Genomic DNA, 14713 nt, shown 5'->3' on the forward strand with positions numbered 1-14713 from the left:
CGGGGGCTTTTCATTGGTGTTGGTGGACCTCGCAAGGGGAAACCTGTCACCCGCGGCCTTAACGGGCCAAGGGGAAGGACAACGCCCTTCACTGTCTGCGACCCGAAAACCGGGAACCGGTTTTCGAACAGGTTGCGGACGCACATAAAGAAGGAGATCAGAGATGACGAAACGCACCTCTGCCAAGCATAAAATTGACCGCCGCATGGGCGAAAACATCTGGGGCCGTCCGAAATCCCCGGTGAACAAGCGCGAATACGGCCCCGGCCAGCACGGCCAGCGCCGCAAGAACAAGCTGTCGGATTTCGGCACCCAGTTGCGCGCGAAGCAAAAGCTGAAGGGTTACTATGGCGACCTGACGGAAAAGCAGTTCCGCAAGATTTATGGTGAGGCCGAGCGCGTGAAGGGCGATACCGGTGAAAACCTGATCGGCCTGCTGGAGCGTCGTCTCGATGCCATCGTCTACCGCGCGAAATTCGTGCCGACCGTGTTTGCGGCGCGTCAGTTCGTGAACCACGGCCATGTCACCGTCAACGGTCAGCGCGTGAACATCGCGTCCTACCGTTGCAAGGAAGGTGATGTCATCGCGGTCCGCGACCGGTCCAAGCAACTGGCGATCGTGCTCGAGGCGGTCAGCCTGGCAGAACGTGACGTGCCGGACTATGTTGAGGTTGACCATTCGAAAATGACCGCGACCTTCCTGCGCACCCCGACGCTGGGCGATGTGCCCTATCCGGTGGTGATGGAGCCGAACCTCGTCGTCGAATATTACGCCAAGAACTGATCCTGGCCTGAAATCTGCCCGCATCTGTGGGTTATCGGAAACGCCGCCCGATTTTGGGCGGCGTTTTGCGTTTGTGACCTCTGGTCAGGGCCAAGGGAAGCCGCTAACAAGACGCAGCATCTTGGGGGACGCTGTCATGACTTCTGAAATCCGGCCACAGCCGGGCATTCTGGATATCGCTTTGTATGAGGGCGGCGCCGCCACTGTTGCGGGGAAATCCAACGCGATCAAGCTTTCGTCCAATGAAAACCCGTTTGGTGCCTCGGACCGCGCGAAAGAGGTGTTTTCGCGCTGTGTCCATCAGTTGCACCGCTACCCCTCCACCGACCATGCAGTACTGCGCGAGGCGATTGCCGATGTGCATGGCCTTGATGCTGCGCGGGTGATTTGCGGTGTCGGCAGTGATGAGATCATCCATTTCCTGTGTCAGGCCTATGCCGGGCCGGGCGATGAGGTGCTGTTCACCGAGCATGGCTTTTTGATGTACCGCATTTCCGCCATGGCCGCAGGTGCGACCCCGGTGGAAGTGGCGGAGCGGGAGCGCACAACCGATGTCGGTGCCTTGCTGGCGGCCTGCACCGAGCGCACGAAGCTGGTTTTCATCGCCAACCCCAACAACCCCACCGGCACGATGATTTCGGCGGCAGAGATTGCGCAACTGGCCGATGGCTTGCCGCCGCAAGCCATTCTGGTGCTGGACGGTGCCTATGCCGAATATGTTGACGGCTACGATGGCGGCCTGACTTTGATCGAGGCGCGCGAAAATGTGGTAATGACGCGCACCTTCTCCAAGGTTTACGGGTTGGGTGGTTTGCGGATCGGCTGGGGCTATGGTCCTGCCGCCATTATTGACGTGCTGAACCGGATCCGGGGGCCGTTCAACCTGTCCAACGCGCAGTTGGAAACCGCCGAAGCGGCGGTGCGTGATCAGGAATATGTCACCCGATGCCGCACGGAGAACGCGCGCTTGCGGGTCTGGCTGGCAGCGGCGCTGGCCGAACTCGGGGTACCGTCCGATACCTCGTTGGCGAATTTCGTTCTGGCGCGTTTCGCCGATGTGGCGGAAGCCGAAGCCTGTGACGCCTATCTGCGCGACCAAGGGCTGATCGTGCGGCGGGTTTCCAGCTACAAACTGCCACATTGTCTGCGCATCACCATTGGCGATGAAAGCGCCTGCCGTCGCGTTGCCCATGCGGTTGCACAGTTCAAAGGCAAGCGTTGATGGCAGTGATCTTTGAGAAGGTAGCCTTGATCGGCTTGGGGCTTATAGCTTCGTCGATGGCCCATGCCATGCGTCAACGCGGTTTGGCCACGACCATCACCGGCTATGCCAGATCTGCGGAGACTCGCGCTGTCGCGATGGAACTGGGCTTTTGCGACGCGGTTTTTGACTCGGCGGCAGAGGCAGTTGCGGGCGCGGACCTTGTGGTTCTGGCAGTTCCCGTCGGCGCGATGGAAACTGTTGCCAAGGAGATTGGCCCATTCCTGAAACCGGGGGCGACAATCACCGATGTCGGCTCGGTCAAGCAGGCGGTGATCGAGGCGGTAGCACCCCATATTCCGCCACGCGCACATTTCATCCCCAGCCATCCGCTTGCAGGAACCGAACATTCCGGCCCGCGCTCTGGCTTTGCGACACTGTTTGAAAACCGCTGGTGGCTGCTGACGCCGCTGCCGGGGACCAACCCCGCCGCTGTTGCCCGATTGCGCGGGTTTTACGAGGCGATGGGGGCATATGTTGATGAAATGGACGCGGCGCATCACGATCTGGTGCTGGCCGTCACCAGCCACACGCCACACCTGATCGCTTACACGATGGTCGGAGTTGCCGATGACCTGCGCCGCGTGACGGATAGCGAAGTGATCAAATACTCGGCTGCGGGCTTTCGGGACTTCACGCGGATTGCCGCTTCTGACCCGACGATGTGGCGCGATGTGTTCCTGAACAACAAGGACGCGACGCTGGAAATCCTTGGCCGCTTCACCGAGGAACTATTTGCCCTGCAACGCGCCATCCGCAAAGGCGACGGCGCGCATCTGCACGAATATTTTACCCGGACCCGCGCGATTCGCCGCAGCATCATTCAGGCGGGGCAGGATACGGCCGCGGCCGATTTTGGTCGGGGCGCCACCCCTGCCGCTCCCGTCGACATACCGAAAAAACCTTGATGCGGGCGATTTGCCTTGGCGCTGTGTTGGGTCTTGCCGTATCGGGTTATGCGCATGCCGATATCACATCCACCCGGCCAAAGCCGCGGCCGGATGTGGGGCAGGTTGCTCCGGTTTCGGTCGCACCTGCAAGCGTCGAAGCGGGGCTCGGGCCTGCCCGCTCCATCCGGCCAAAACAGCGGCCTTCGGATGAACAGATGACGACACCGACACCGGAGGCGGCACCCGATCAGGTGGCTTCGGCACCGGCATCGCCGAAAAAAGGAATTCTTGAGCGCATGTTCGGACCCAAGAAGAAGCCGAAAACAGCGCCGAGCGCCCCGGTTGCCGGATCGGTCTGCAATGACCCGGCCATTCTTGGCACCGCGATTCCGACGATCCAGGGGAAGCTGAAAGGCTGCGGCATCGAAAACCCGGTGCGGATTACGGAAGTGGATGGCGTTCGCCTCAGCACGCCGGCGACGCTCGATTGCAGTGCCGCGCGGGCGTTGCGACTTTGGGTCACGACCAAGTTGCAGCCGGCTTTCAAGGGTGATCCCGTGCGCGGCCTGCGTGTTGCCGCGCATTACGCCTGCCGTGGCCGTAACAACAAGAAGGGCGCGCGGATCAGCGAGCACGGGCGCGGTAAGGCGATTGATATCTCCGGTTTCATGCTGGCTTCGGGGCGGGAACTGACGGTGTTGAAAGATTACCGTGGCAAAAAGGGCAAGCCGATCCGGGCGGCGCACAAAGGGGCATGCGGTATTTTCGGCACCACGCTTGGCCCCGGTTCCGATGGCTATCACGAAAACCATCTGCATTTCGATACCGCGAAATATCGTGGCGGGTCCTATTGCCGATAGTCCGCCGCGCTCAGCGCATCCGGGGGGCGGGCCCAACCTGCACCGGCCCGATCCGGGTTTCGCCATCAACGAAACTCAGCGGCAGTTGAATGGCATCCTTGCCCCCCGATTGCAGCGCCAGCAATGAGGCAGCACTGTCCCAGATGTTGCGGGCCTCTGGTGCGATCATGCCCATCGCTTGTGCAATATCCAGCGCCAACCGCCAGTTTTCAAGCTGCAAGGTCACGCCGCCAGTTGCGAAACCTGCCGCATCTACTTGCAAGCTGCCCGAGGCGGAGACGGTCACATCACCCCATAACACCCGCAGATCCTTGATTTCCAGACTGTCGAGTTGCGGGTTTGTCGTCAGGACAAAGCGGTCAATCGGCGCAGAGAACCCGGCATAGGCATCAAGCCGAACCATCTTGATCTGCGCTGGCAAAGCGCCGTTTACCAACGCGGTCAGGCTTGCGTCAGGGGTGATATCTGACACCTCCAGCCCGACCTCATGGCTGTTTTCGCGCGTAGGGTCGATTTTCGTGGCAAAGCGCAAGCTGCCCGCCGCGACGCGCCAGCCGATGTCACCTGCCGCCGTCAGCGCATCGGCAACCAGTGTGATGCGGTCAAGCGGCAGGTCGGGTTCGGGCGACACCACCACGCTCGCCTGCATTTTCGCGGTGTTCAAAGTGATCGTCTCATGCGGCAGGGTGATGCGCTGTTCCGGCGGAAACGCGGCGATCACATGCCATGGCGTGTAGCTGAGCGTCAGGATTTGCAGGAAATCCGCTTGCCAACCCATGCCTTGATCGGGGTCGAATATCTTTGGCGCGGTGATCGTCAGATCGAAGCGGTTGGGAAAGCCATGCACTTCCAGCCCGGCATTCTCGGCCTGTTTGCCGCTGGCCTGCATCTGCGCAAACCAGTTCGCCGCCCCGGCTTCAAACGCGCGCTGCCCGATGTACCAATAGCCACCCCAGAGCACCGCCAGAACAAGCACAATCCGGATCAGCCAGCGCATGGTGCAGCCCTCTTTCCATTTTCTCTCAATTGCTGTCTACAAGGCCCGAGGGAGGAGGGCCAGACCATGACGAAACCGTCCGCAAAAAAACCACAGGTGGAAAAACCCCTGTGGGTGTTCGGCTATGGCTCCTTGATCTGGAACCCCGGTTTCCCGGTGGCGGAACAGCGCGTCGCGCGGTTGCAGGGCTGGCAACGCAGCTTCTGCATGAGGTCGATCCATCATCGCGGAACCGAAGCCGAACCGGGCCTCGTGCTCGCGCTTGATCGGGCCGAGGGCGCGCGGTGTGCTGGCGTTGGCTTTCGGGTTCAGGACGGTGCGGAAGATGAGACGCTGGCCACCCTGCGACAGCGAGAGCTGATTTCCTCGGCCTATCTGGAGGATTGGTTGCCCATGGTCCTCGACAGCGGTGAGGCGGTGACAGCGCTTTGCTATGTGATCGACCCCGCCCATGTGCAATATTGTGGCGGTCTGCCGCTGGCCGAACAGGCGCGCATCATCGCGCAAGCGGTCGGGGGACGCGGCCGCAATTGTGAATATCTGTTCAACACATCCGACCATTTGGCATCCTTGGGTATCGCCGATGCCGATCTGGAATGGTTGGTGACACAGGTTCGGGCTTTGGGCGCGGCATAGCGGTTCGCAAAGGCGAAATCATGGTTGGCAGGCAGGCTTTGCCGTCCTAAGTTAACGCAGAACAAAGCAGAAGGGTCATTTGCGCCGCATGGACAAGACCACCACCGAGGCAGAGCTGTCGTTTACCTATCCCATCCGTCAGATCGTCCTGATGCTGGCGGTTGTGGTCCTGTTCATTCTTGGCGCTACCGTGGCCTGGGGGCAGCTTTCGGGGGTGTTTCTGGCCAACATCTGGCTGAACGGCTTTATCGCCATGGTGTTTGTATTCGGGATTCTGGCCTGCTTCTGGCAGGTGATGCAGCTTGGCCAATCGGTGCGCTGGATCATCGGCTTCAATGAGCCCGGCAAGGTGGCAAACGGGGTACAAGCGCCGCGACTTTTGGCACCTTTGGCCGCGCTGTTGCGCAGTCGCGGCGCGCAGATGCAGCTTTCCTCCTCCTCCTCCCGCTCGATCCTCGACAGTGTGGCGCAGCGGATTGACGAGGCGCGCGATATCACGCGTTACCTTGTCAACCTACTGATATTTCTTGGCCTTCTTGGCACATTCTACGGGCTTGCCACAACGGTTCCCGCCGTGGTCGAAACCATCCGCAACCTCGCGCCGAAAGAAGGCGAAACCGGGATGCAGGTGTTCGACAAGCTGATGGGCGGGCTTGAGGCGCAATTGGGCGGCATGGGTACGGCGTTTTCATCCTCCTTGCTCGGGCTTGCCGGTTCGCTGGTCGTGGGCTTGCTGGAACTGTTCGCCAGCCACGGGCAGAACCGCTTTTACCGCGAGTTGGAGGAATGGCTGTCCTCGATCACCCGCTTGGGCTTTTCAACAGGGGATGCGGGGGGCGACGGCGACGGTAGTGATATCGCTATACTTGGCGCGGTGATGGACCAGGTCGCCAAGCAGTTGGACGGGTTGCAAGGGCTTTTTGTTCAAGCCGATGTCTCGCGCAGCCTAGCAGATGACCGGCTTGGCACCTTGGCCGAAGTGGTGCGCGACCTTTCCGCCAAGATACAGGCGGGCAGCCATGTGCAGGAACAACACGCGCAAACCGCTGCTGCGCAAAGCGCGCTGCTGACCCGGATCGCAGATGGGCAGGACGCGGTTGCCCGGATCCTGAACAAACCACCCACACCCGACGAAGGCCCGGATGCCGAAAGCCGGATGCGCCTGCGTTCGATCGACGTGCAGCTTTTGCGGATATTGGAGGAGATATCGGCAGGCCGTCAGGAAAGCACCTCCGATCTGCGCGCCGATCTTGCCGGGTTGACCGCCGCCATCCGTCAGCTTTCGCGCAGCCCGGCAGGGCGGGGCTAAGCCATGGCCCTTTCACGGCGCGGCGGGCAAAGGATGAGCGGGTCAATCTGGCCCGGTTTTGTCGATGCGATGACGGCACTGCTGCTGGTCCTGATGTTCGTGCTGTCGATTTTCATGATCGTGCAATCGGTGCTGCGCGAAACCATCGACACCCAGGGCAATGAGCTTGATACGCTGACCCAGCAAATCGCCGGGCTCGCCGATGCTTTGGGGATGGAGCGCAAACGCGCCGACGGGCTGGCGGCAGAGGTGGGTCGGCTTGGCGCGGATCTGACGGCGGCGCAGGCGGACGGGACGCGACAATCTGCACTTGTGGCCTCGCTGACCTCGCAGCTTCAGACCCGCAGCGACGCGCTGGACGCTGCCAGCAGCCGGATCGCCAGTTTTGAAGCGCAGGTTGCCACGCTTTTGGCGGAACGGGACGCGGCACAGGGGCAGGTGGGATCACTGACCGCCTCGGTGGAGGATCTGAAGGCTGCCGCCGCGCGGCTGATATCAGAGCAGGAGGCGCTGAACCTCGCGCTTGCGAAAGCGCGTGATGAGGTGGACGCACAAGCAGAAGCCGCCCGGCTTGCGGCGGCACGGCGCGAGGCGCTGGATGCGATGCTGGCCGAAATGCGCGGCAAACTCGCGACAGGTCAGGCCAGCCTTGCGGACACTTTGGCGCGGCTGTCGCAAACACAGGCGACGGCGGAAAAACGCGGCGCCGATCTTGCGGAATTGACCGCACGGCTGGGTGTTGTCACCGATGCTCAAGCTGGTGCGCAGGCGCGGCAAGACGCGCTCGCCGCAGAAATCAAACGCCTGCAAACTGATCTGAGCCTAGCCGAAGCCGCGTCCGGCGACGTGGTGGCGTTGCGCGCCAAAATGGCCAAACTGGAGGCAAGTCTGACCAAGGCGGAACAGGACCGGCTGGCCGAACTCGCCGCTGCCGAAGTGTTACGCAAACGGTTGGCGGACAGTCAGGCGACGCTCAGCGATGCCGAGTCCAAGGTACTTGCCGATCGCGTGGCTGCCGAAGAATTGCGCAAACGTCTGGCCGGAGTGGAGGGGAAATTGAACGAGGAGGAAGCGAGACGCCTGACTGATCAGGCCGCCGCCGAAGCCCTGCGCGCCAAACTCTCCGCCTCCGAAACCGAATTGACCGCGATGACGCTTGCTTTGGAAGAGCAACGCAAACGTGCCGAAGACACCCTGACCCTGCTCGCGGCGGCGCAGGCAAAGGTTGACGCAAGCAGCACCGACGTTACCGGACGCGAGGCGTTGCTGGCCACCGCGCGCGCAGCCCTTTCGCAAGAACAGGCGAAATCGGAAGATGCGGCGCGGCGCGTGGCCTTGCTGAACGAACAAATCGCGGCGCTACGCGGGCAGTTGGGGCAGTTGCAGGGCTTGCTTGACGCCTCGCAAGCGCGGGATGTGGCGGCGAATGTGCGGCTCGACTCGCTCGGCACCCAGTTGAATACCGCGTTGGCGCAGGTCGCAGCGGAACAGAAAAAACGCGCGGAGCTGGAAGCGGCGGAGCGTAAGCGGCTGGAAGCGGAAACCAAGAAGCTGGAGAATTTCCGCTCGGAATTCTTTGGTGAGCTGCGCAAGCTCCTCGCCGGGCGTGAAGGGGTGCGGATTGTCGGCGACCGGTTCGTGTTTTCATCCGAAGTGCTGTTTCAACCCGGATCCGCCGATCTGTCGCCAGAAGGGCGCAGTCAGATTGCCGGAGTGGTGGCAAGCCTGCGCGAGATTGCCGATGACATTCCCAAGGATATCGACTGGATCATCCGCGTCGATGGCCATACGGACGATGTACCGCTGTCGGGCCTGGGCGAATTTGCCGACAACTGGGAGCTGAGCCAGGCGCGCGCGCTTTCTGTTGTGCGGTTCATGCAGAATGATCTGGGTTTCCCGCCGAACCGGATGGCGGCAACCGGCTTTGGCGAATGGCAACCGGTCGCCCCCGGCAATTCAGAAAGCGCACGGGCGCAAAATCGCCGGATTGAGTTGAAGCTGACCGAGCGTTGATTTCTTGCACCGAGTGCGGGCTCTCAAAGGCTTGTTAAATTGAAAAACCCCGCAGCGTGCGGGGTTTTGTTCTGGTCTTGGCGCCGCTGCATCGCCGTTGGACTGACAATGCGACACACGGAATTGCCCCCCGACCGCGCGGGGGACCGGGGCCGGTTTACTCCGCCGTCAGCAGCGGCGGCTTTTGTTTGGTTAATCGCGGGTTTTCCGGCTCCTCGAATTGCAAATCAATCTTGGCATCCTTGACGCCAACCTTGACCACGCCACCCTTCATCAGCTTGCCGAACAGCAGTTCTTCGGCCAGCGCCTTCTTGATGTGTTCCTGAATGACGCGGCCCAAGGGGCGCGCACCCATCTTGTCATCATAGCCTTTTTCGCCCAGCCAGTTCGCGGCCTCCTCGGTGAGTTCAATATGGACGTTGCGGTCCAGGAGTTGCGCTTCGAGTTGCAGCACGAATTTTTCGACCACTTGGCGGATGATGTCACGGCCCAAGGGCGCGAAGCTGATTACCGCATCCAGACGGTTGCGGAATTCCGGCGTGAAGGTCCGCTCAATCGCGGCGGTGTCTTCGCCGGTGCGACGTTCACGGCCAAAGCCGATCGCCTCCTTCGCGATTTCAGAGGCACCTGCGTTGGTGGTCATGATCAGGATCACATTGCGGAAATCCACGGTCCGGCCATTGTGGTCGGTCAGTTTGCCATGGTCCATCACCTGCAACAGGATGTTGTAGACATCCGGATGCGCCTTTTCCATCTCATCAAGCAGAAGCACGCAATGCGGGTGCTGATCAACGCCGTCGGTCAACATGCCGCCCTGATCAAAGCCGACATAGCCCGGAGGCGCACCGATCAGCCGCGAAACGGCGTGTTTCTCCATATACTCCGACATATCGAAGCGCAGCAGTTCGACCCCCAGAGTGCTGGCGAGTTGCTTGGCGACTTCGGTTTTCCCGACACCGGTTGGCCCTGCAAAGAGGTAGTTGCCAATCGGCTTTTCCGGCTCGCGCAATCCGGCGCGGGCAAGTTTGATTGACGAGGCCAGCGCCTCAATCGCCTTGTCCTGACCGAAGACCACTCGTTTCAGCGATTTCTCCAGATCGCGCAGCACTTCTGCGTCGTCCTTGGAGACGTTCTTGGCCGGGATGCGGGCGATTTTGGCGACGATGCCTTCGATTTCCTTGGTGCCGATGGTTTTGCGGCGTTTGGATTCTGCGACCAGATGCTGTGCGGCCCCCGCCTCATCAATCACGTCAATCGCGCTGTCCGGCAGCTTGCGGTCATTGATATAACGCGCGGCGAGTTCCACCGCCGTTTTGATAGCATCCGCCGTATAGCGCAGGTCGTGATGCTCCTCAAAATGCGGCTTGAGGCCCATCAGGATCTTGATGGTATCCGGAACCGACGGTTCATTCACGTCAATCTTCTGGAACCGACGGGCGAGGGCGCGGTCCTTCTCAAAATGCTGGCGGAATTCCTTGTACGTGGTGGAACCCATCGTGCGCAATTTGCCGCCCTGCAACGCCGGTTTCAACAGGTTGGAGGCATCCATCGCGCCGCCCGAGGTGGCACCGGCCCCGATGATGGTGTGAATCTCGTCGATGAACAGAATCGCGTCGGGGTGATCCTCCATCTCCTTCACAACAGCTTTCAGGCGTTCTTCAAAATCGCCGCGATAGCGGGTGCCTGCAAGCAGGGCGCCCATATCGAGGCTGTAGATCGTGGTTTTCGCCAGAATATCCGGGGTTTCACCGTTGATGATTTTCCATGCCAAGCCTTCGGCAATCGCGGTTTTCCCGACGCCGGGGTCACCGACCAGAAGCGGGTTGTTCTTGCGGCGACGACACAGAACCTGAATGCAGCGCTCCACCTCCGCTTCCCGCCCGATCAGCGGGTCAACATCGCCTTTGATCGCTTTGACGTTCAGATCAACGCAATACTTTGACAGCGCCGATTCTTTCGCCTCGCCAGCTTCGCCTTTAGGTGTCTCATGGTGTTCTTCGGCCCCGGTGATCGGACGCGCCTCACCAAAGGCGGGATCTTTGGCGACGCCATGGGCGATGTAATTCACCGCATCATAGCGGGTCATATCCTGTTCTTGCAGGAAATAGGCGGCGTTTGATTCGCGCTCGGCAAAGATGGCGACCAGCACATTTGCGCCTGTCACCTCATTGCGGCCCGAAGACTGGACATGGATCGCCGCGCGCTGGATCACGCGCTGGAATGCCGCTGTTGGCACCGCCTCGGAGCCTTCGACATCCGTGACAAGCGTGGACAGATCATCGTCGATGAAATCGCCCAGCGTTTTGCGCAATTCGTCCAGATCGACGGAACAGGCCTGCATCACGCGGGCCGCATCGGGTTCGTCCAACAGCGCCAGAAGCAAGTGTTCCAGCGTTGCGAGTTCGTGGCGGCGCGCGTTGGCAAGTGCCAATGCGCCATGGATTGCCTGCTCTAGCGTTGTGGAAAATGATGGCACGGTTTTGTGCTCCTCTTGTTCTGCGGGTCGCGGCGTTGTGCACCGATCCGACCTTGACCTCATACCCTTAAGGTTCGGTTTTATTTCGGCGTCTTCAAGTCTTTTTTCGGATTAAGTGAGCTTTCGGGCATTGTTGTGGGAAAAAGTGATCGTCTGTGTTGCGGCGGACTCAGAATTTATCCTTGCGCGCACGAATTTCGGTGAAAACATCGACATCCGCCGCACCGGCTAGCCCAAGTGCCGATTGCAAAGCGGGGTTGTGGGCACGCAGGAACGGGTTGGTTTCCAGTTCCTCGGCCAAGGTTGCGGGGACAGTGGCGCGGCCCGCCTCGCGTGCCGATTTCACCGCCTTGGCCCTTAACATAAGCGCCGGGTTTTCGGGTTCAAGGGACAAAGCGAAGGCAATGTTGCTGCTGGTGTATTCGTGACCCGAACAGACAAGGGTTTCGCCGGGAACTGCTGCCATGCGGGAAAGCGCAAGATGCATCTGTGCGGGGGTGCCTTCAAACAGGCGACCGCAGCCCATCACCATAAGGCTGTCGCCGGAGAAAAGCAGGTGATCGTCGGGGAAGTGAAAGGCGATGTGGCCGACGGTGTGGCCCGGTACATCCAGCACCTGCACATTTGCGCTGCAAATCGTCACGCAGTCGCCGTCTTTCAGCGCATGGTTGAGCGGTGGGAGGCGATGGGCATCGGCGGCCGCGCCCCAGACGGCGGGGCGGTTTGGCAGGCCTGCCAACAGATCCGCCACCCCGTCGATATGGTCCCAATGATGATGGGTCAGCAGGATGTCCGAAAGCGTCCAGCCCTTGTCGGAAAGCGCGGCAAGCAGGGGGGCAGCTTCTGGCACATCGACAAGTGCGGTTTGCCCGCTCGCGGGGTTGTGGATCAGATATGCGTAGTTATCTGACAGGCAAGGAATGGTCAGAAGATCAAGCGCCATGGTCTTTTGCCTTTGATTCGGTATGTTGGACCCCAACTTTGCGCGAAAAAGGCCCGGCTGCAATGCAGCTTGATGTGCTCGACCTACGCAACTTCTATTACCGGACCAAACTTGGACGGGTGGCGCAACGTGCCATCCGGGATACCGTTGTGCGGATGTGGCCGGATGCCAAGGGGCAGACCTTGGTGGGCTTCGGTTTTGCCGCGCCCCTGATGCGGCCCTATCTGGCCGATGCGCGCCGTGTCATCGCCTTGATGCCCGCGCAGCAAGGCGTGATGCCATGGCCTGCGGGCATGGAAAATGTGTCGGTTCTGTGTGAGGAAACGCAATGGCCCCTGGCAACGGGCATTGCGGACAAGCTGATCCTGATGCACGGGCTGGAAACCTCTGAACACCCGTCCTCGGTGCTGGAAGAAGCGGCCAGGGTGTTGGGGCCGGGGGGGCGCGCGATCTTTGTGGTGCCTTCACGGTCGGGCCTTTGGGCACGGCGGGACGGTACACCGTTCGGCTTCGGCCGACCCTATTCCATGGGTCAATTGGAGACGCAGTTGCAGCGCCACGCTTTCACGGTCGACCGCAGCGTATCCGCGCTTTACGCGCCACCGTCCAACCATCCGTTCTGGTTGCGATTGTCGGACATGATGGAGCGGAATGGCCGCAAATGGTCACCGGTGAAAGCGGGTGGCGTCCTGATGGTGGAGGTGTCAAAGCAAGTCCGCGCGCCAACCAAGGGCGGTTTGGGGGAGGTCGTGCGCCGCCCGCTCCGGGTGCTGGAAGGCATGGGGCAAGGCGCGCCGGAACCCGCGCTGCGCGGATCGACGCTCCGCGAAAGCTGACCCGAACGGCTGCGGCGTGATTCGATGCGCGGTTCGTGCGATGTAGTGCGGATGCGCGTTGGAAGGCATGGTGTCGCCCACGAAACCGGGCGGGGTGAAAGGTTGCCTTGACGACCGGGAAAATCGTTCCGCCTGCCGCCCGCGTCACGGATGGCCCGCGCCGATACACGACGTTTGCGCCCATCACGCGCAATTTACTGTTTCTTGACGGTTGCGGCAGAATTCCGCCTCTGCTACACCGCATCGAAATTCAGACGCATGCACCCTGTATGCGCCATGCGATGCTCTTGCGCTGCACCGATATTGCAGGGGCCTTATTTCGGAAGGGATGACGTGTCAGAATCAGCTTCGATCTCCTCTGGCATTGCCGCGCGCTACGCCACCGCTCTGTTTGAGTTGGCGAAGGAAGGCAAAAGCCTCAAGGCGCTGGAGGGTGATATTGATGCCCTTGATGCGGCCTTGGATAGCTCCGCCGACCTGAAAGCCATGATTTCCTCGCCGGTCTATTCCCGCGACGAACAGGAACACGCGATCGTTGCGATTGCGAAAAAGATGGGGCTTTCCACCCTGACCGCCAACACATTGGCATTGATGGCCGAAAAGCGCCGTCTGTTTGTGTTGCCGCAACTGACAAAAGCCGTGCAGGATATGATCAGCGAGGAAAAAGGGGAGGTGACCGCCGAAGTCACCTCCGCGTCCAAGCTGTCGGCTGCGCAGGCCAAAGAACTCGCCGCGACGCTGAAGGCGCGTGTCGGCAAGGATGTGAAACTGAAAACCGCTGTCGATGAATCCCTCATCGGCGGTCTTGTCGTCAAGCTGGGCTCTACCATGATCGACACGTCGGTCAAGGCCAGGCTCGCGGCCCTCCAGAATGCAATGAAAGAGGTCGGATAAATGGGTATCCAAGCAGCTGAAATTTCTGCGATCCTGAAAGACCAGATCAAGAACTTTGGCAAGGAAGCCGAAGTGGCCGAAGTTGGCCGGGTGTTGAGCGTTGGCGATGGCATCGCCCGCGTTCACGGTCTGGACAAGGTTCAGGCGGGTGAAATGGTCGAATTCCCCGGTGGTATCCGTGGCATGGCCCTGAACCTTGAAGTGGATAACGTCGGTATCGTTATTTTCGGCGATGACCGCTCCATCAAGGAAGGTGACGTTGTGAAACGCACCAAGTCCATCGTGGACGTTCCTGTGGGCGACGAACTTCTGGGCCGTGTTGTTGACGGTTTGGGCAACCCGATTGATGGTAAAGGCCCGCTGGGCACCAAAAAGCGCGCGATCGCCGATGTGAAAGCCCCCGGTATCATCCCGCGCCAATCGGTGCATGAACCGATGGCAACCGGCTTGAAAGCCGTTGACTCGATGATCCCGGTTGGCCGCGGCCAGCGCGAATTGATCATTGGTGACCGTCAGACCGGCAAAACCGCGATTGCGCTTGATACCATTCTGAACCAGCAGTCCTATAACAAAGCGGCTGGCGACGATGAAAGCAAGAAACTCTATTGCGTTTATGTAGCGATTGGGCAGAAGCGGTCGACCGTGGCGCAGTTGGTCAAGAAGCTGGAAGAAACCGGTGCGATGGCCTATACCTGCGTTGTGGCCGCAACCGCCTCTGACCCGGCGCCGATGCAGTTCTTGGCACCCTACGCAGCGACTTCGATTGCTGAATATTACCGTGACAATGTCCGCCATTCGCTGATCATTTATGATG

At 60.5% G+C, this 14713-nt stretch carries 12 protein-coding genes and 1 pseudogene; 10 read left to right on the forward strand and 3 right to left on the reverse strand.

What is annotated here, in order from left to right:
• Window positions 1-163: 163 nt before the first annotated feature.
• From rpsD to L0H65_RS04755, 4 genes are all read left to right on the forward strand, one after another.
• Window positions 164-784 (forward strand): 30S ribosomal protein S4, encoded by a 621-nt coding sequence (rpsD, locus tag L0H65_RS04740; RefSeq protein WP_301457683.1) that lies wholly within the window; start codon window positions 164-166, stop codon window positions 782-784.
• Between the two features lie 136 nt (window positions 785-920).
• Window positions 921-2006: a histidinol-phosphate transaminase gene (hisC, locus tag L0H65_RS04745; protein WP_301457684.1), complete on the forward strand. Its 1086-nt coding sequence runs from the start codon at window positions 921-923 to the stop codon at window positions 2004-2006.
• Window positions 2006-2953, forward strand: a complete 948-nt coding sequence (locus tag L0H65_RS04750; protein ID WP_301457685.1) for a prephenate/arogenate dehydrogenase family protein — start codon at window positions 2006-2008, stop codon at window positions 2951-2953. The genes hisC and L0H65_RS04750 overlap by 1 nt, the downstream gene beginning before the upstream one ends.
• Entirely contained in the window at window positions 2953-3795 is an 843-nt protein-coding gene (locus L0H65_RS04755) for an extensin family protein (RefSeq protein WP_301457686.1), read from the forward strand. Before L0H65_RS04750 ends, L0H65_RS04755 begins: the two co-directional genes overlap by 1 nt.
• Before the next feature lie 10 nt (window positions 3796-3805).
• On the opposite strand, the gene L0H65_RS04760 is transcribed toward L0H65_RS04755, so the two are convergent.
• Window positions 3806-4792: a DUF2125 domain-containing protein gene (locus tag L0H65_RS04760; protein WP_301457687.1), complete on the reverse strand. Its 987-nt coding sequence runs from the start codon at window positions 4790-4792 to the stop codon at window positions 3806-3808.
• Window positions 4793-4888: 96 nt separating this feature from the next.
• On the opposite strand from L0H65_RS04760, the gene L0H65_RS04765 reads away from it, so the two are divergent.
• The 3 genes from L0H65_RS04765 (at window position 4889) to L0H65_RS04775 (ending at window position 8750) form a co-directional block, all read left to right on the forward strand.
• A complete protein-coding gene (locus L0H65_RS04765) occupies window positions 4889-5428 on the forward strand; it encodes a gamma-glutamylcyclotransferase (RefSeq protein ID WP_301457694.1) in 540 nt (179 codons plus the stop codon).
• Window positions 5429-5516: 88 nt separating this feature from the next.
• Window positions 5517-6737, forward strand: coding sequence for a biopolymer transporter ExbB (locus L0H65_RS04770; protein WP_301457688.1), 1221 nt, complete (start codon window positions 5517-5519; stop codon window positions 6735-6737).
• A 3-nt stretch (window positions 6738-6740) separates the two neighbouring features.
• Window positions 6741-8750: a peptidoglycan -binding protein gene (locus L0H65_RS04775; RefSeq protein ID WP_301457689.1), complete on the forward strand. Its 2010-nt coding sequence runs from the start codon at window positions 6741-6743 to the stop codon at window positions 8748-8750.
• Window positions 8751-8907: 157 nt separating this feature from the next.
• Here the strand turns inward: L0H65_RS04775 and clpA are convergent, their stop codons facing one another.
• Complete coding sequence (gene clpA / locus L0H65_RS04780) at window positions 8908-11226, reverse strand: ATP-dependent Clp protease ATP-binding subunit ClpA (protein WP_301457690.1); 2319 nt, start codon at window positions 11224-11226, stop codon at window positions 8908-8910.
• Between the two features lie 169 nt (window positions 11227-11395).
• Entirely contained in the window at window positions 11396-12169 is a 774-nt protein-coding gene (gene gloB / locus L0H65_RS04785) for a hydroxyacylglutathione hydrolase (protein WP_301457691.1), read from the reverse strand.
• Between the two features lie 62 nt (window positions 12170-12231).
• On the opposite strand from gloB, the gene L0H65_RS04790 reads away from it, so the two are divergent.
• The 3 genes and pseudogenes from L0H65_RS04790 to L0H65_RS04800 form a co-directional block, all read left to right on the forward strand.
• The gene (locus tag L0H65_RS04790) at window positions 12232-13005 is read left to right on the forward strand and encodes a methyltransferase domain-containing protein (protein ID WP_301457692.1); all 774 of its coding nucleotides are present in this window, start codon (window positions 12232-12234) and stop codon (window positions 13003-13005) included.
• A gap of 333 nt (window positions 13006-13338) precedes the next feature.
• Window positions 13339-13899 carry a F0F1 ATP synthase subunit delta gene (locus tag L0H65_RS04795; protein WP_301457693.1) on the forward strand — a complete coding sequence of 187 codons (561 nt, stop codon included), beginning with the start codon at window positions 13339-13341 and terminating at the stop codon, window positions 13897-13899.
• A pseudogene (locus tag L0H65_RS04800) lies at window positions 13900-14713 on the forward strand (F0F1 ATP synthase subunit alpha); the annotation flags it as partial. It lies immediately after the preceding gene.

This window comes from Pseudorhodobacter sp., assembly GCF_030452865.1.
GTDB lineage: Bacteria > Pseudomonadota > Alphaproteobacteria > Rhodobacterales > Rhodobacteraceae > Pseudorhodobacter.

Bases quoted from the DNA above. Each gene is read 5' to 3' on its own strand.
- rpsD (WP_301457683.1), top strand. From the start codon at position 164: ATGACGAAACGCACCTCTGCCAAGCATAAAATTGACCGCCGCATGGGC.
- hisC (WP_301457684.1), top strand. From the start codon at position 921: ATGACTTCTGAAATCCGGCCACAGCCGGGCATTCTGGATATCGCTTTG.
- L0H65_RS04750 (WP_301457685.1), top strand. From the start codon at position 2,006: ATGGCAGTGATCTTTGAGAAGGTAGCCTTGATCGGCTTGGGGCTTATA.
- L0H65_RS04755 (WP_301457686.1), top strand. From the start codon at position 2,953: ATGCGGGCGATTTGCCTTGGCGCTGTGTTGGGTCTTGCCGTATCGGGT.
- L0H65_RS04760 (WP_301457687.1), bottom strand. From the start codon at position 4,792: ATGCGCTGGCTGATCCGGATTGTGCTTGTTCTGGCGGTGCTCTGGGGT.
- L0H65_RS04770 (WP_301457688.1), top strand. From the start codon at position 5,517: ATGGACAAGACCACCACCGAGGCAGAGCTGTCGTTTACCTATCCCATC.
- L0H65_RS04775 (WP_301457689.1), top strand. From the start codon at position 6,741: ATGGCCCTTTCACGGCGCGGCGGGCAAAGGATGAGCGGGTCAATCTGG.
- gloB (WP_301457691.1), bottom strand. From the start codon at position 12,169: ATGGCGCTTGATCTTCTGACCATTCCTTGCCTGTCAGATAACTACGCA.
- L0H65_RS04790 (WP_301457692.1), top strand. From the start codon at position 12,232: ATGCAGCTTGATGTGCTCGACCTACGCAACTTCTATTACCGGACCAAA.